This window comes from Methanomethylovorans sp. PtaU1.Bin093, assembly GCF_002067275.1.
Classification (GTDB): Archaea; Halobacteriota; Methanosarcinia; order Methanosarcinales; family Methanosarcinaceae; genus Methanomethylovorans.
Map to the genome: position 1 here is coordinate 1 of NZ_MVQX01000065.1, position 16,954 is coordinate 16,954.

Consider the following 16,954-nt stretch of genomic DNA (forward strand, 5'->3'; position numbering starts at 1 on the left):
GACTCAATGTGGAAGGCACTAACCCATAAAAGGTGGTAGGAACTCCATAGATGCATCAGGACGAGACTTCTCAGTCTAAGGGTAGGAATGTATGGAATGAGAATTGCAGGGGAAATTGACACGTTCTTTTGTGTGTACGACCATAAATGCGATTGATGTTGTTTTTGAGAGGAGATATGAGTCTATTGGCATGGACACAACAAAAGATAGAGATTGTTGTATTTTGGTATTTTGTGGGTATTTCCAAGAGTAGTAATCGATAGCAATAGACATACTTGATACTAGTTGTAAATGAGCCAGTCACATTTAAATACCAAGTGTTGCACTTTCAAACTATGACAAAATATGCAAAGGAATTCTTAACTTTTGAAGAGATACAGCAAATGCTTTCAGTACCTACGCTCTCAGAGCGGGATGAGATAATCATACTTTTGCTGTATGCTCCGGCTCTGCGTGTGTCAGAGATGCTTAATCTAAGGGTAGCAGACCTTGATATTAAAAACGAAACTATCACAATCAGAGGCGGTAAAGGTTGGGATGTCACAGAGCTTGATGTAGTTCCTTGTGATGTGAAAGTACTGAGGAAGGTACTCAGGTATTGTGAGCATGAGAAGAGGAAGAGCAAGGACTTCGTGATACAATCCAATATGGGAAAGAGTATGCATAGGTCACAGGTCTACAGAACGCTCAACAACATCGCAGGAAGAGCGGGAATTAACAAGACCATAGGAACCCATACTTTCAGGCGAAGCCGAGCCACAAACCTGCTAAATGCCGGAATTGATGTTGCTGATGTATCAAGGTTGCTGAGGCATCAGAATTTATCAACAACAATGAATTATCTGAGGTTATCTGTGGGAGACCTTCAAAGGAAGCTGAAAGGAATAAATGATAATGTTGGCGTTTTGTGCTAAAAACGCTATCTACTTCCTCTTTTTATAGGTGGTCATTTTCAACTTCCTAAGAAAAAGCAGGTGATCGGCTCAAATGTTGTTTACTATTGTAAGGAATGTGGATGTACCCGATCCACATAAATCTCCTTTTTTATTTCTGTATCCTTACTTTACCCTCTCAATATCGCCATACTCTGAGAGTTTCTCACAGAGCATTTCTATCTCAGCTCTCAGCTTTTCGGCAGAGATACCAAACATCTGTGCGAGGTATATGGCTCCACCTGCACCTACTCCTTCTTTTACGAACCCTGCCTCGTATTGTCTCAGTCCCTGCAGGCGTGAATGGCCAAAACCGGGATCTGTGGCATATGCTTTTGCACTCAGCTTGTCTGCGATCGCAGCAAAGTGAGCTGAAGTGTCATTCATCACATAGCAAGTTGTTACAATGGTAATATTATCGGTCCCATATCCAAGATGTTTGATCACTGCAAACACCGCTGCCATCTGAGTGCCACCTGCAAGGACCACTGGTATATCTTCAAGCCCTGTGGCTATCCCCGCCACTGCTGCCATCATAGGATCACCCACGCATCTGATCGCTTCCATGGGATCGTTACGTAGGTCCCCCGGTTTTATCCCGGAAGAAGCCAGTGCATCCTTAACAACCTCTTTCTTAAGTCCAAGAGGGTTGGTGGATGCACTGCTGCTGACATTCCCATCATAACCAAGGGCAGCCAGCACCGCATTGGCAGTAGTGGTGCCTGCAGGTATGCTCTCACCGATCATGACAAAGTCATATTTGTCCTTTAGCTCCCTGCCCAGGCTGAGACCACGCTCAAAGATACCCTGGGCATCAGGAACGGCTATTGGTTCACGTATATCTTTTCCGGGTGAACCTCCAATGTCTACAAGAGGCACTGTTTTAGCAGGCAGGATCTTCAATCCTGCATTAACGAGCATGTGTGGCACACCGGTCATATCCAGTGCTACCCGGGTAATAAGCGCAGGCGTAGGTGTGTCATAAGGCGGTGTCATGGGCAGAATTGGTATGTCCACCACCATGCCGGTCTCAAGGACCTCGGCATCGCCAGGTGGTGTATAGTCTGTAAGTTTTGCTGTCTTACCGGCAGCTGAGAGGCCTTCTATGTAGGCCGTTTCAGTATTTGCCAACACGCACAGGAACAATGGTCTTTCCGGCATTTTCATATTTTCTAGTGATAATCCTTCCATGAGTACACCCTCTTTTTCAGGAAAAAGTATGTCGCAGGAATCAATATTTCCTTGCTACATAAACCTTTACACTTGCATCTTTGCCACAGACGGGGCACTGTCCTTTATGGCCCTCTTCCTGTCCGGTGGGTATACCCAGAATACCTGCACCGATCTTCTCTTCTATCTGCAAGCCACATGCCTTATCGCCACACCAGGGAAGGAGTGCGATACCTTCAGGCAATTTCTCTTTGACATCTTCAAGAGAAGAGCAGGTAAATATACGTGCCTGCACATCTGCGACCGCTTTCTCAAAGAGGGCGGACTGAATGACCTCTAGTGTCTCTTGTGTTTCATGGCTTATGTTTTCCAGAGGTGCCTGTCTTTTTTCCCCAGTATCCCTGCGCACAAGCACAGCAACACCATTCTTGAGATCACGGGGACCTATTTCAAGTCTCAGGGGCACACCTTTCATCTCCCATCTGTAATATTTAGCCCCAGGACGATCGTCACTGAGGTCTATTTTCACGCGGATCCCTGCATCCTGCAGAAGCTGCTGTACTTTCTCACATGCATGGATCACATCAGATGAGTCCTTGAACACTATCGGTATGATCACCACCTGTATGGGAGCCACTTCAGGGGGTAATACAAGTCCCTTATCATCACCGTGTATGGATATCAGTGCAGCTATAGAACGCTCTGAAACGCCATAGCATGTCTGGTGTACATATACCTGTTCTCCTGCCGGGTTCTCATACTTTATGTCAAAGGTTCTGGCAAAGTTGTCGCCAAGATGGTGGGCTGTACCCACCTGTAAGGTCTTACCGTCAGGCATCAATGCATCAACGGCTATGGTATAATCGGCTCCCGGGAATTTATCCCAGTCCGGACGTTTAGAAGCAAGCACAGGCACCGCCAGTCTCTTATAGAACTCTGTATATATCCTTATGGCCTCATCTACCTGTTCAGCAGCTTCCTCCCAGGTGGCATGTACAGTGTGCGCCTCTTTGAAGGAAGTGATCTCTCTTAGCCTTATCAGGGGACGGGTATGTTTTGTTTCATACCTGAAGGTGTTGACTACCTGGTACAATTTCAAAGGCAGATCAGCATGGGAACGCACCCATAATTTGTACATCGGATAAATAGCAGTCTCGCTGGTCGGCCGCAGGGCAAGTTTCACATCCAGAGGAGAAGTGCCTCCGTGGGTGACCCAGTACACTTCATCCTCAAAGCCCTTTATATGTTCAGCCTCTTTCATGAACTCATGTTCTGGGATAAGAAGCGGGAACATTGTTTCCATATGGTCCCTGTCCAATAGTTCCCTTATTATATTGTATACGTTTTTCCTGATAGTAAAACCAAATGGGTACCATACATACAGGCCCTTTACAGGATAGCGCACGTCCATTATTTCAGCTACCTGTAAGAGTTCATTATACCATTCACTAAAATCCTTCTTCGCAGGAAGGGTTGCTTCTTTCTCCTTTTCTGTCATCAGGTCACCTGCTGTCTTGATCTGCAGGTATAAACAGATGCATTGCTTATAGGCATTTCCTTCTTAGGATAGTTACTTTAAGTACTGGCAGAAAAAAAGAAAGAATGCTTAAATGCATTCATCTCTTGTTCAGTTTCTGCGTACTCTTCTTCCCATGAGGGATACAGCGAAAACAACTGCTACTATTGAATACAGAGCACTGAATCCTGGTGCCCCAGGTTCTTCTATAGGTGCTGTGGCTTCTACAAGATCATACGTCACAGGCTGCTTAAGTTTCATCTCTTTGAGTGTGACAGAACCCATGGCATCTTCGTCTGCAATAACCACTCCGTTCTCCACAAGTTGAACATTGAAAGTATATACTTTGTCAAGAGGCAAGGTCATGCGCGTGGTGCCCCTCATCCTTTCACCGGCTTTGATGCTTCCTATGTTGTCAGTTCCAGTGAAAACAGTGTACGGATCAACAGCTGCTGAAACCTTAATAGTTATTGCATCAGAGTCGCCGCCCGGATTATATAGCCCGGGGGAAATATCCACTACAGCATCCTTTCCATAGTTGGTGACCTGTTGCATCTCTATCACCATGTCTGTGAGTACCACACTGGAAGGCACGTTTTCATCGGCCTGGGGAATGACTTCCACATAAGTGCTGTACTCATTAACAACCACGGAATCTTCGAAAAGTTCCACCTCTATTGCTTGTTGTCCTGATTTGGGGACTTCAAATGAAACACTGGCAGTTGCCTGGGATTTAGCTTTGATGTAACCGATGTCCTTACTCTGTTCGGCAACCACCAGGTTTGTTTGAGGGTCTCTTGCTTTCACTTTGATCGAAAGTGTTCCAGTATCCTTATTCTGCTGGTTCGATACATATACTGTAACAGTTAGCTTTGATCCCACATCCTGTGGAATAGACATAACATCTACATTACTGATATACAGTTCAGTCACCTTTGCCTTTTCCACACAACCACTTGGGAAAAGGAACAGGATGATCGAAAGCAGAAAAAAGAAGGCAAGTGAGGATCTCATGTTCTCCCCACCTTATAACTTTACTACCAGTGTCAGAGTTTGCTCATCCAGGACATAATCGCCCATCATAAGCTTGACATTCACTGCTGTTTCTCCGTTGGGTGCATCCTCTTTAACAGGCAACACAACTCCCTTTGTGTATGATGAACCATTCTTTGCCATAGCCTGTGTTATGTCAAGGGAAGTATTTCCTGCCATAAGCTCATTCTCAGCTTCAAACATTACTATCAGAGAATTAGCATCTATAGTGGACTGACCATTGTTCTTGACAGAGAAACTGATGGTAGCGTTCTCTCCTTTCTTCAGTTCCCATTTTTGTACAGTTGAATCCCTCAGCGTACTCATATTCTTTACAAAACCAAGGAATTGCAGCTTTGCATCAGGAAGTATGGTTATCTGAACAGGGGCTGATTTAGTGCTTAGCACAGGCGCTCCATTCTCATCAGAACCTGAAACATAGCTTACTGTAACAGAAGAATCTGTTGTATCCGTCTTAAATCCAGGTGCTTTAACCATTGCATCAATTGATGATTTGGTGGTTTTGTCAGTCTTTCCCGGAATGTTCAAGCTACTTGAGTATATTACCGAAAGAGGGTCAAAGGAGTCGACTGATACTGAATCTATAGGCTGCGTAGCGTTGTTCTCAACAGTAACTGCAATTGATTGTTCCTGATACTCCTTAATAGCAACAGGAGCCACCGTTACAAACACATCCTCTGGACTTACCGGCTCAGAAGATTTAGTCTGAGATGCACATCCTGAACTCAGGATCGATATAACCAATACAAGTAGTAAGATACCTTTTGTATTTGTTCTCATAATACCACATAATAATTATACTCCTCCTCAGTATAAATAAGATGCGGTATTCATTTATATATTTTACAGAAGTTTAAAAAAATCAAGTGCTGAAATAAGTCCTCATTTTTCAGGATCTTTTTTCATACAGAGGAACCAATCTCCGCATCTTGTGCCATCCTCGCCCTTCTGAAGCCTTTCCTTTGCCTTATCCCATGACACAGGGTTTGGGAGGATGACATCTTCTCCGGGATGCCAGTTCTCAGGAGTTTGTACATTATGTTTGTCAGAAACCTGCATCGCTACAAGCAGGCGCTTGATCTCTTCCATGTTCCTGCCGTTGGTGAAAGGGTAATATAGCATTGCCCTGATCCTACCCTTTGGGTCGATGATAAATACTGCCCTTACGGTCTCAGTACTGGATTCCATGAACTGGAAAGAGCCACCGGTCGCCTCAAATTTGTCAAGGACCTCTTCCTGGGTATAAGATGCGCGGGGATGGATCATGCCATACTTGCGTGCTATTTCCATGTTCAGATCTTCAATTATGGGAAAATCGATATCTATACCTTTAAAACCTTTGTACTCTACCTTTTCTTTGATAGCTGCAAGCCATGATATATGAGAGTACAGGCTATCCACGGAAAGACCAATAAGTTCAGTATTAAGTTGCCTGAACCCCTCCTGCATTGTTGCACACTTAATAAATTCGGTAGTGCATACAGGAGTAAAGTCTGCGGGATGACTGAACAGTATGACCCATTTACCCTTGTAATCTTCAGGGAAGTTGATCCTTCCTTTTGTAGTCCTTGCCTGGAAGCCCGGTGCCGTATCGCCTATAAGTGGCATTGTAACCCTTTCATTTCTTTCAGCTTCCATATTCATCTCCATTTACTTTTCAAAAGACAGCGATCAGATCAGTTAATTACCTATCGTATGTTCGTTATAACCGTCGATTTCGATCTCTGAACTCTCTGCATCGAAAACTATCATACCTGTTTTCAGCATACGTGCCTGTTCAGGAGTAAGCTTGCATGATACAGCTTTTTCGGATACTATGGCACTGTTGCCCAAAGGATCCTCTATAATTACGGTAAGTTTCCTTTTGCCATCTACAGCTTCGTGTATCATTTCCTGTAACTGAAGGCCGCGTTCATATTTTTCCGGCTCATCTGATACCCATTTCGTTGCACTGATCACAACTCCCAGTATCCTGTCAAGCACACCTTCGATATTTGTTATGTATGATTCGGAGATAGAACCGGGCTCCACAACTATTCCAAGCTCAGGCACTTTTATCGTTCCTGAAGTAGAGCGCACGACCTTAGCATAAAGGTCTTCAGGTCCTTCAATGACAAGTTCGTATCGGACAGGTTCTTTCTGGGACAGGATCATTGTGTCAGTGAAACGAAAACTACAGTCACAGCACGCCGTAATGTACATGACATCCCCAAAATATGGGATCTCATCTCTCTCCCAGTTCATTATGATCTCTTTGTGGCAGAGAGGACACTGCGTACGGGTAACGAATGCTGCCTGTGGACTGTCAATGGTCAATATCTTCCACCAACTATCTTCGAACGATCGATCTTTATCCCTGTAGGGGTTACCAGCACCTGGTCTTCTTTAAGCCCGGCTATATCCCCATGGACATCTATGACAACATCTTTCAGATCCTTCAGAGCCCTGTCCAGCATAAGTTTATCGTTCTTGATAGTGGATATATCGATCATCAGGATATTGCCCTCATACACTTCCTTCTTGAGCAATGTCAGATCATTCAGGTTTGTAAGTTCTGCCACTCTCACATATGTTTCTGCAGGCTCTTCTCCTGTTACTTCTTCATATTTGCTCAGATCAAGCTCAGTGAACTCATCTTCGCCGGTAGACGATCTTTTAGTTGCTCCAAAAAATTTATCCATTAACTTTGCCATAACATGCACCCTTTATCAAATTAAAGTATTCATTTAATTATCGGACTGATCCAGTTGATCTCCTACTGCTTTAGCACCTTCATTATTTATAAGAACATCCATATATTTTAATGATTATGCCCGTAAACTCACAATTCGATATTCCATATCTCATCACCCACATGATGCAAGGACTTCACAGCTTTCCCCGAATCTGAAACCATGGCCTTTCCGGGAACAAGTGCTTTGCCAATGGCAAGAGGCTTGCCATATTTTTCTTCTTTCACGATCACAGGATCACCTTCAAGGATGTTCTCATCTGCACGGACAATGCCAGGACTCATAATGTCTGCGCCGTTCACTACAAAGCGCACGGCACCAGAATCCACTACTACCACGTTCTTCTCTATTCCGAGTTCCATGACACCTCGCACTGTCGGGAAAAAAATATCGTCAACTGCAAATAAAAGCACTTTCCCGTCTATGAGGACCACAGAAGTGTCACCCGCATCAGCATGCTCGAACTTATACGATGCGATATTCTCTACCACTGTGTCGCCATATATGGCCCTGAGATCATCAAGCAGCTTATTCTTGGCAGATTTCCTTAGTTGTATCCTTCCTCGGATCTTCAATAGACCACCTGGTTACTTTTTCCAGTGATTAGTATCATAGTGCATCAGCACAATTAAAGATTACGAAAAGGGGAGCATTTGTTCCCATTTTCATCTGATGATCACAACAGGGATGCCCCTTACATCCAGCACATCTACAGCTCTGCCCGCAGAGATCGCTTCTTTTTCGACCTCCACGCTTTCAGGTCCCAGCTCTATAATGCCACTCTTGGTATGAAGGCTGATTTTCCCATTCTGTTCCATCTCATTAACCAGCTTTTTCGGGTTAGCTTCCGATAAAGCATCTATTATAGTCTTTGCCTGGCCTTTGAATTTGGGGCCGATGACTCCCATGTTAGGCTTGATATTCACTGGCACGTGCTCAAAGTCAGGGTTGCCAGCCATCATTTCTACTGGTGTGTTCGTTGCACCGGTTATGTCAATGACGTCTGTGAGAGCTCCATATATCTCAAGTTTCTTCAAAGGAGCATTAAGGGCAATACCATGCTCGGATTTATATCTCCTTACACTGCTCACGATCTCTTTAACAAGTTCTCCGGCTTTACCGGCCTCTTCGTCCTTCCAGGAGGCATCCGCCTTTGGCCAGGATCGCATATGTACGCTCCCGGTCCCAAGTCTCGAATACATCTCCTCTGCAAAGAAGGGTGCAAACGGAGCAAGTAATTTTGCAAGTGCCTCTATTGTTACGTATAGTGCATATTGTGCTGCTTTTCTGTCCGTTGCATTGGTGCCATACAGGCGGGACTTGACAAGTTCAATGTAATTATCGGCCACTACGTCCCAGGCAAAACCCCTGATAGCTTTGAAAGCCTCATCGAACTGATAGGCATCCATGTTCGCAGTTGCTGTAGTTATCAGCTCGTGCAACTTGTCTAACAGCCATCTGTCAACAATGTGAAGTTCTTCTGCCTCAGGTACGTAGGATGTATCTAGGTCATTGAAGTGGGAAACAGAGAACCTGTAGATGCTCCACATCTTGGAAAAAAAGCGTGATGCAGCTACTACATCTTTCCAGCGGAACATTACATCCGAACCAGGAGCTCCTCCTATGGCTGCCCATTGTCTGAAAGAATCGGCACTATAATCTTTAATTACCTCTTCAGGAGAGATTATATTGCCCAGGGACTTGCTCATCTTGTGGCCATCCTCACCCAGGACCATGCCATTCACGAGTATAGAATCCCAAGGGCGCTTGCCTGCAAGTGCCATGGACCTAAGGATCGTATAAAAGGCCCATGTCCTGATGATATCGTGACCCTGTGGTCTCAATTGGGCAGGTAACCTGCTTTTATGTTCAGTGAGCCAGCCGGTCACATGCTGGACTGTTATGGAAGAATCCATCCATGTATCAAGGACATCTTCCTCTGGCTCGAAATCAGTGCTGCCGCATTTGCTGCATGGTTCTTTCGGAGACTGCTGGGTGGGGTCAATGGGCATCCATTCTTCCTTTGCCACCATTACCTCCCCACATTCTTTACAATACCATACAGGTATAGGAGTTGCAAATATGCGCTGCCTGGAAATACACCAGTCCCATTCCATGGTACCCAGCCAGTTCTCGAGCCTGACCTTCATGTGCTCAGGTGTCCAGTTGATCTCATCGGCAGCCTTTTTGACATCATTGGTATCTATCTTAACGAACCACTGCTTTTCAGACAGGATCTCTATGGGTGTGTCACACCTCCAGCACATTCCCACATTCTGTTCGAGTTCCTTTTGCTCATACAGGTAGCCTTCTGCTTTCAGATCTGCTATGACAGCTTCCTTACATTCCGGGATCGTCATGCCCGCATACTTGCCTGCTATCTTTGTCATACGGCCGTTCTTATCAATGGCCTTGCGCAGGGGAAGTTTATGTTCCACCCACCAGCGTACATCCTGCTTGTCACCGAAGGTACAGATCATCACGACACCCGTACCAAACGCAGGATCAACAACAATATCGCCTATTACGGGGACCTCATGTCCGAAAAGTGGTACTTTTACCTTGCTTCCTATATGAGCGTTGTAGCGTGCATCTTCAGGGTTGATCGCAACAGCCACACATGCTGCCAGCAGTTCAGGCCGGGTGGTGGCTATCTTTAATTTGTCAAAATCAAGGAAATTAAGCTGCGTGCTCCTGCCTTCGTATTCCACTTCAGCAAAGGCGATGGCAGTTTCACATCTCGGGCACCAGTTCACAGGATGCTCGGACTGGTAGATCCTGCCCATGTCATACATCCTGCGGAAAGAGCGCTGGGTCTTGGAGTAGTACGCAGGTTCCATAGTGATGAACTCATTGCTCCAGTCCACGGAGAAACCCAAGTTCATCATTGTATTGCGCATTTTTGTAATGTTGCTGGTCGTCAGTTCACGGCACATTCTCCTGAACTCTTCCCTGGGCACCTGGTTCTTTGTGATATTATGTATGTCCTCCACCTTTACTTCGGTGGGAAGTCCATGGCAGTCCCATCCCTGTGGGAACATCACATTGTATCCGCACATACGCTTGTAACGGGCAACAAAATCTATGTAACACCAGTTCAGAGCGTTCCCTATATGGAAATTACCGGTAGGGTAAGGCGGAGGTGTGTCGATGATGAACTGTGGTCTATTATGATCTTCCCAGTCGAAATGGTACATGGACATGTCCCATGCTTCCTTCCACTTTGGCTCGACCTCATGAGGGATATATTCCTTTGGAACCGTCATTGCAACTCTCCGATAAATATGATGTAGTGATTGTGTAGTATCCGTAACAGTGGGTTTTTCATTATTTAAATATATCTGGTTGATGCAGCGTGCGAATAATATACTTTATTCCTGATGTCAGGATAAGGAATACCGTAAATCCTTTATATCAATCTGCTCAATTCCATCAGGGGTTGCCATTGCGCTGTATCGGAGGAGACTATATGGGCAAGAAAATAGCTATCTTTGCTTTCAATGGTGAGCCTATGTGCTTTGCTCACGCACTGATGAATGCGATAGACATGAAAGAAAGGGGACATGACGTAAAACTGATCATCGAAGGTTCTGCTACCAGGAACATATCTGATCTTATAGATCCTACAAAGCCATTTTCCAGCCTTTACATGAAAGTTAAGAAGGCAGGGGTCATGGATTGTGTTTGCAGGGCGTGTGCCCAGAAGATGGATAGCCTTGAAAGCGCCAAAGAACAGGGTCTTCATCTGTGCGATGAAATGTTCGGACATCCGAGCATGGCAAGGTATGTAGAGGAAGGATATGAGATCATCGTAGTTTGAACTGATAGATCTTTCATACTTAACAAGGCCTTTTCTGTACGTGTGTCCACGCTACCGGCAGACGAGGACAGAGCAGAATAAAGAACAACGTTATTAAAAGAGGTGAAATAATGCAATTCGGAGAAGTACTGAAAGGAAAAGAGGTAGAAGGTAAAGAGAAACATGTCCCGGTCATTGAGGTCATAAGGGGTCATGGATCAACAGGTGCTGATTTTGTAAGGGTCGTTGTGGGAAAGGAAGTGCCTCATCCCAATACAGTGGAACATCATATTGAATGGGTGGAGCTTTACGGTATCACAAAGGATGGGAAGACCATTGACTTTGGAAGGATGGACTTCGAGCCTGTGCACACACAGCCAATAGCCAGTTTCCATGTTAACAACATTGACAATTTCAAGGCCTTCTGTGCTCTCGAATACTGCAATATCCATGGTGTATGGCAGAACTGTATCGAAGTCTAACTTGATCTTCTGTTCTTATGGCCTTTTCGGAGGTCATACTCTTTATATACCTGTCCACACTAACTGTAGAGGAAAAATAAGCAGACAGGTGATACCTTTGTTTGCAATGTTCTTAAAAACGTTAATAGTCTTAGTATTAGCTGTTATACTGGCAGCCCTCTTTGTAGAATATATCTTTGCCTCTATGCAAAGTTAAAAGTGGCATTTCAATCTGTCCTTGAATAGCCTATCTCCTCTTCAGTGAGGTAGCAGGCCGGGTCATCGGCCCATACATTGTTGTGCACAGCTTCGGCCCTGACCCTGAAATTAGCATTGCATACTTCCAGCCATTTGCACCTTGCACACCTATCTGCATGTTGTCTTATCAGAGGCTTGCGGTCCTTAAGGCCTGCCATCAGCTCATCGGTTGTATCTCTCCAGATCTCGCTGAACTTTCTTTCTCGTATATTTCCGAAAGTGTAATGCCTCCAGAACTGGTCAGGATGTACCGAGCCATCCCATGAGACACAACCTATGCCTATGCCTGTGGAATTTCCCTGGTTCATCTGCAGCAGAGAATATACTTCTGCAGCTCTTTCTGGATCTTCTTTAAGGAGCTTCAGATAGATATATGGCCCATCACAGTGATTATCAACGGTGAGCACTTCCACAGGTAATCCCTTATCATGTAACTGCCGGGTCCTTTCCATTATCATGTCAACTACTTCCCGGCTCTCTTCAAGGCTAAGGTCTTCTTCTACCATATCCGAACCCCTGCCTGCATATACCAGATGATAGAAGCATATACGGGGTATGTTCTCTTTTTCGATCAGATCGAATATGGCAGTAATATCCTGCACATTGTGCTTATTGATGGTGAACCTTAGCCCGACCTTGATACCTTCAGCCCTGCAGTTGCGCAGTCCTTCAAGGGCAGCATCAAAAGCGCCTGGGCATCCTCTGAACTTATCATTCGTTTCCCTCATGCCATCAAGTGAGATGCCCACATAAGACAGGCCTATCTCCTTTAATTTCTTTGCCATTTCTTTGTCGATGAGTGTCCCGTTAGTGGATATCACCGCTCTTCTACCTTTGGACCTGGCATATGCAGCCAGCTCAGGCAGGTCTTTGCGCATGAGGGGTTCCCCTCCTGAGAATAGGACCACAGGGGAGCCAAAATCAGCAAGGTCATCTATGAGTGCCTTACCTTCCTCTGTGGTCAGTTCGTTCTTGTAATCAATATCTCTGGAATGTGCATAACAGTGTACACATTTGAGGTTGCAGCGTCTGGTCACATTCCAGACGACAACAGGTTTTTTGTCGATGGAGAACTGCAAAAGATGGGACGGGAGTTTTTTAGAATCCCTGCCGTATCTTAGAGCATCTGATGGTTCCACAGTCCCACAATATAGTTTTGAAATACCTATCATGATAATCGTTCCGCTTAATAAGTAGGGTCAGGTAAACAAATCTAGCCTTCAGGCCATTTCTATGTTCGTCCGAAATTTGCATGAGAAAAAGAAAAAAATCATATAAATAGGTTTTTCAGGAGCATGCAGAAAGCATGTCCCTGATCTTCTTCAGTATCTCTTCGAACGTATACTCTTCAGGGATCACGGAAACATTCACATTGTAGCCACGTAATGTTTCTGCGGTAGGCAGGCCAATAGCTGCCACGATGGACACATTGAGCACCTGCACGATGTCATCTCCAGATTCGAGTTCTTTGGCCACCTCAAAGAAATTATGCACCATCATGGAACTGGTAAAGGCAAAAGCTGTGATCTTGCCTGCCAGAGCAGACCTTATCAGGTCCTTTTGCTCCTCGCCATCCGGCCTAAAGAGGCTATACACTTTTGTTTCCAGCACATTTGCGCCACAGCGGGTAAGTCCCTCGGTAAGCACAGTTGAGCCAAAGACGCTGCGGGCCATGTCTACGTTCTTACCCTTGACATCCTTGCAAAGATATTCTATAAGACCCTTTGAACTGTACACTCCCGGCATGCCCATGACCTTGATACCTTTCTCTTCCAGAGCTTTCTTTGTGGTAGGACCTATAGCTATGACATTTGTGCGGTTCAAAGCCTCTATGAACATATCACGCATAACGTAAGGTATCTTCTGTAGTGTGAAGTCAAGTCCATTGGCACTGGTGAATATCACGTAGTCAGATTCTTTTTTTGTTATGTGCTCAAAGAAAGGCTTGAATGCAGAATCCTGCATTCCTGCAAGCTCTATCATGGGAACGGCCATGACATCAAATCCCATGGATAGTGCAAGCTTCACGGATTCTTCCTTGTATACAGATGGCCGCATAATGGCCAGAACGGGTTTTTTTTCGTCAGCCATATCCATTAGCTCCTTTCAAGTACCTGCTCTCCAAGTTCATCGTGCAATTTGACCACATCACCGATTATAGTTATAGCAGGCGCTTTTACCTTCCTTTCGTTCTTAAGGGCAACAATGTTCTCAAGAGTACCGACTGTCACTCTCTGGTCAGGACGGGTTCCCCTCTCTATCAGTGCTATTGGGGTGGACGGATCTTTACCGCACCTCATAAGTTCGTTGACATTGCGTTCCAGCATCTTCACACCCATGAGGATCACAATGGTGCCAGGGAACTTTGCAAGTGTTTCCCAGTCCAGTCCGCTTTCCTCCTTGGTGGGGTCTTCATGACCAGTTATAAAAGTGACCATAGAGGCATGATCCCTATGTGTTACGGGAATACCTGCATAAGCAGGCGCAGATATAGCAGATGTTATGCCGGGCACGATCTCAAAGCCAATTCCTGCCTTTATCAACTCCTGGGCTTCCTCTCCTCCTCTTCCGAAGACATAAGGATCCCCGCCTTTGAGGCGTACCACCACTTTACCTTCCTTTGCCTTCTCTACTATCAGCTCGTTGATCCTGTCCTGGGATAGCGTGTGATCGCCTGCATATTTTCCTGCATCTATCTTCTGGGCTTTTTGAGGAATTGAAGAAAGTATCGCTTCGCCCGGAAGCTGGTCGTATATGACCACATCTGCATCATCAATAAGCCTTCTAGCCTTCAGAGTAAGCAGTTCCGGGTCACCGGGGCCCGAACCCACCAGATATACTTTTCCATGGTTATCTGTCATTATCGCAAAACCTATCGTGTTTTCAAAAGATGAAGTGATAAAGTTATTTATAGGCATCGTTGGGATGCCATATAAATGTCTTTTAAAAGACAAACGATCCCACAGATCGGGAACAGTATAAAAGGTGATCAACCCAATGATGGGTCTACTTCTGCTTTCCAAGTATGTAGAATATCATTTCCCTGTTAAGTTTCCCTTCCCTTTCGATCTTATCGGCTATATCGGAATCAGATCTGCCTTCAGCCTTCATTTCCTTTATTTTGTCCATAATTGCAGGTGATATGCTGAAATACTCGTTGATATCTTTCCTGTGTCCCCACACATCTCCTTCCACCAGTTTGATATTCTGCATTTGCAGGAACATCTCTATGGACTTGGAAACTGTTCTCCTGTAAGAGCTTGGTATCTGGATGACCTCTACTTTGGTGCAGGTCTGTACAAGGCTGAATATGTCCTTGTTCGACGGGCGGAAAGCGAGGTGTATCACTTTCTCATTCGGATTCAGCTCATTTATCTCTTCTCTGGAACTTACAACTCTTATTTTCATAGGTGGCCCCCCCGCCAGTTTAATTCCAAAAAGAACTTATTAAACAAATTATGCATTTCACCTATTAAATAATTGTCGATTGAAACTGATACTATATTATTCAGAACTTGAAAAGCGGATACGGACAGCATCGGCATGTGCCTGCAACCCTTCCTTCTCAGCAAGGGATATTACTGTATCCCGAACAGTTGCAAGTCCTTCCTTACTAATACGTTGGATGCTGGAAACTTTCAGGAAATGCATTATATTGAGGCCAGAGTACATTCTGGCATAGCCGGCAGTGGGTAATACGTGATTCGTACCGGATGCATAATCACCGACAGGAACGGGAGCGTAGTTGCCCACAAAGATGGAACCTGCGTGCTCTATCCTCTCTAGTACCATATCGTCGTTCTTCGTCATTATCTCCAGATGTTCAGGAGCGAAGCTGTTTGAGATGTCTATGCACTGTTCAATGGAGCCAGCTATCAGTATGGCTGCATTCTTCAGTGATGAACTTACTATCTCTCCTCGCGCAGTGCTTTGTGCCTGTTTCAGCACTTCTTCTTTAACTCCTGAGGCCAGCTTCTCCGAAGTCGTTACCAGGACGGATACAGCATGAGGGTCGTGCTCTGCCTGGGCTATCATATCCGCTGCGACCATTGAAGGATGCGCAGACTCATCAGCAATTATCAGCACCTCGCTGGGTCCTGCGGGGAAATCTATCTCTGCCACATCCCTTATTTGCATCTTGGCTGCCGTCACATACACGTTTCCCGGACCCACTATCTTATCTACCTTCATCACGCTGGCAGTGCCAAAAGCCATGGCAGCGATGGCCTGTACACCTCCCACGCGGTACACATGATCCGCACCTGCTACTTTTGCTGCTGCCAGTGTAAGGGAATTGACCTTTCCATCAGGGCCCGGAGGCGTACACATTATAACGTTCCTTACACCTGCGACCTTTGCAGGTACTACCGTCATAAGTGCGGTGGAGGGATATGAAGCCCTGCCGCCGGGCACGTAAGCACCTACGCTGGCAAGGGCAGTGATCTTCTGTCCCAGCTCGATCCCCGGAGCCAGCTGCATGAACCACATCTTTTCAGGCATCTGTGCCTCATGGAATTTGCGGATATTGTTTGCAGCTATTTCAAGGTGCTTTATAAGTTCCTTATCTGTGGCATTGTATGCTTTTTCGATCTCTTCCCGGGATACCTCGATGGCATCGATCTTTGCACCGTCAAAACGCTGTGTATATTTCCTGAGGGCCATGTCGCCCTCTATACGCACATCCGCAAGGATAGATGAAACCGTATCACTTACACTTGCGAGTTCTCCTCCGCGTTCTATGAGAACCCGTATTTCCTTTTCAGGAAGCTCTGATAATTTTCCGTAAAGCATCATACATCTCCTTATAATCTATGGTCTAATCCTCAAAATCATTGAAGGTCCTCTGTTGCCTTTCCATGGGCCTGTATACTATTTCCTCAGAGACGGTTCCAATTTTTCCCCCCGCCGAGTGTGGACCTCCAATATTGTTCATTATTTTTTCTGCTGTCTTTGGCCCTATCAATTTAGCTATTCTTTCAACACCAGCGCTCTTCAATGCTTCCACTGACGTAAGACCGGCATCATACAACTTG

General features: G+C 45.4%; 18 protein-coding genes. 3 read left to right on the plus strand and 15 right to left on the minus strand.

Features of this window, described 5'->3' with window-relative positions; genetic code table 11:
* The first annotated feature begins 335 nt into the window (after window positions 1-335).
* Entirely contained in the window at window positions 336-914 is a 579-nt protein-coding gene (locus A4E24_RS07735; protein ID WP_292352709.1) for a tyrosine-type recombinase/integrase, read from the plus strand.
* Window positions 915-1,058: 144 nt separating this feature from the next.
* Here A4E24_RS07735 and cobT read toward each other — a convergent pair whose 3' ends face one another.
* The 9 genes from cobT to A4E24_RS07780 all read right to left on the minus strand — a co-directional run bounded on the left by cobT (window position 1,059) and on the right by A4E24_RS07780 (window position 10,669).
* Window positions 1,059-2,123: a nicotinate mononucleotide-dependent phosphoribosyltransferase CobT gene (gene cobT / locus A4E24_RS07740; protein WP_292352710.1), complete on the minus strand. Its 1,065-nt coding sequence runs from the start codon at window positions 2,121-2,123 to the stop codon at window positions 1,059-1,061.
* 40 nt (window positions 2,124-2,163) lie between these two features.
* Window positions 2,164-3,600 carry a proline--tRNA ligase gene (gene proS, locus A4E24_RS07745; RefSeq protein WP_292352711.1) on the minus strand — a complete coding sequence of 479 codons (1,437 nt, stop codon included), beginning with the start codon at window positions 3,598-3,600 and terminating at the stop codon, window positions 2,164-2,166.
* 129 nt (window positions 3,601-3,729) lie between these two features.
* Window positions 3,730-4,632 carry a hypothetical protein gene (locus tag A4E24_RS07750; protein WP_292352712.1) on the minus strand — a complete coding sequence of 301 codons (903 nt, stop codon included), beginning with the start codon at window positions 4,630-4,632 and terminating at the stop codon, window positions 3,730-3,732.
* Window positions 4,633-4,644: 12 nt separating this feature from the next.
* Entirely contained in the window at window positions 4,645-5,451 is an 807-nt protein-coding gene (locus A4E24_RS07755) for a hypothetical protein (RefSeq protein WP_292352713.1), read from the minus strand.
* A 102-nt stretch (window positions 5,452-5,553) separates the two neighbouring features.
* Window positions 5,554-6,279, minus strand: coding sequence for a redoxin domain-containing protein (locus A4E24_RS07760; RefSeq protein ID WP_292352723.1), 726 nt, complete (start codon window positions 6,277-6,279; stop codon window positions 5,554-5,556).
* A gap of 72 nt (window positions 6,280-6,351) precedes the next feature.
* A complete protein-coding gene (locus A4E24_RS07765; RefSeq protein WP_292352714.1) occupies window positions 6,352-6,987 on the minus strand; it encodes a ZPR1 zinc finger domain-containing protein in 636 nt (211 codons plus the stop codon).
* Window positions 6,984-7,364, minus strand: coding sequence for a cell division protein SepF (gene sepF / locus A4E24_RS07770; RefSeq protein WP_214044843.1), 381 nt, complete (start codon window positions 7,362-7,364; stop codon window positions 6,984-6,986). Before sepF ends, A4E24_RS07765 begins: the two co-directional genes overlap by 4 nt.
* A gap of 128 nt (window positions 7,365-7,492) precedes the next feature.
* The gene (locus A4E24_RS07775; protein WP_292352715.1) at window positions 7,493-7,978 is read right to left on the minus strand and encodes an RNA-binding protein; all 486 of its coding nucleotides are present in this window, start codon (window positions 7,976-7,978) and stop codon (window positions 7,493-7,495) included.
* A gap of 90 nt (window positions 7,979-8,068) precedes the next feature.
* Entirely contained in the window at window positions 8,069-10,669 is a 2,601-nt protein-coding gene (locus tag A4E24_RS07780) for a valine--tRNA ligase (RefSeq protein ID WP_292352716.1), read from the minus strand.
* A gap of 203 nt (window positions 10,670-10,872) precedes the next feature.
* On the opposite strand from A4E24_RS07780, the gene A4E24_RS07785 reads away from it, so the two are divergent.
* Both A4E24_RS07785 and A4E24_RS07790 read left to right on the plus strand, forming a co-directional pair.
* Window positions 10,873-11,223, plus strand: coding sequence for a DsrE family protein (locus A4E24_RS07785; protein ID WP_292352717.1), 351 nt, complete (start codon window positions 10,873-10,875; stop codon window positions 11,221-11,223).
* Window positions 11,224-11,333: 110 nt separating this feature from the next.
* Entirely contained in the window at window positions 11,334-11,684 is a 351-nt protein-coding gene (locus tag A4E24_RS07790) for a class II SORL domain-containing protein (RefSeq protein WP_292352718.1), read from the plus strand.
* 206 nt (window positions 11,685-11,890) lie between these two features.
* Here A4E24_RS07790 and ahbC read toward each other — a convergent pair whose 3' ends face one another.
* From ahbC to A4E24_RS07820, 6 genes are all read right to left on the minus strand, one after another.
* Window positions 11,891-13,093, minus strand: coding sequence for a 12,18-didecarboxysiroheme deacetylase (ahbC, locus tag A4E24_RS07795; protein WP_292352719.1), 1,203 nt, complete (start codon window positions 13,091-13,093; stop codon window positions 11,891-11,893).
* A 115-nt stretch (window positions 13,094-13,208) separates the two neighbouring features.
* Entirely contained in the window at window positions 13,209-14,012 is an 804-nt protein-coding gene (locus tag A4E24_RS07800) for a uroporphyrinogen-III synthase (RefSeq protein ID WP_292352720.1), read from the minus strand.
* A gap of 5 nt (window positions 14,013-14,017) precedes the next feature.
* Window positions 14,018-14,782: a uroporphyrinogen-III C-methyltransferase gene (gene cobA, locus A4E24_RS07805; protein ID WP_292352724.1), complete on the minus strand. Its 765-nt coding sequence runs from the start codon at window positions 14,780-14,782 to the stop codon at window positions 14,018-14,020.
* 145 nt (window positions 14,783-14,927) lie between these two features.
* Window positions 14,928-15,329 (minus strand): DUF1699 family protein, encoded by a 402-nt coding sequence (locus A4E24_RS07810; protein ID WP_292352721.1) that lies wholly within the window; start codon window positions 15,327-15,329, stop codon window positions 14,928-14,930.
* 96 nt (window positions 15,330-15,425) lie between these two features.
* Entirely contained in the window at window positions 15,426-16,712 is a 1,287-nt protein-coding gene (gene hisD / locus A4E24_RS07815) for a histidinol dehydrogenase (protein WP_292352725.1), read from the minus strand.
* Window positions 16,713-16,737: 25 nt separating this feature from the next.
* Window positions 16,738-16,954, minus strand: a 217-nt coding sequence (locus tag A4E24_RS07820) for a helix-hairpin-helix domain-containing protein (RefSeq protein ID WP_292352722.1), incomplete at its 5' end; no start/stop codon positions are given.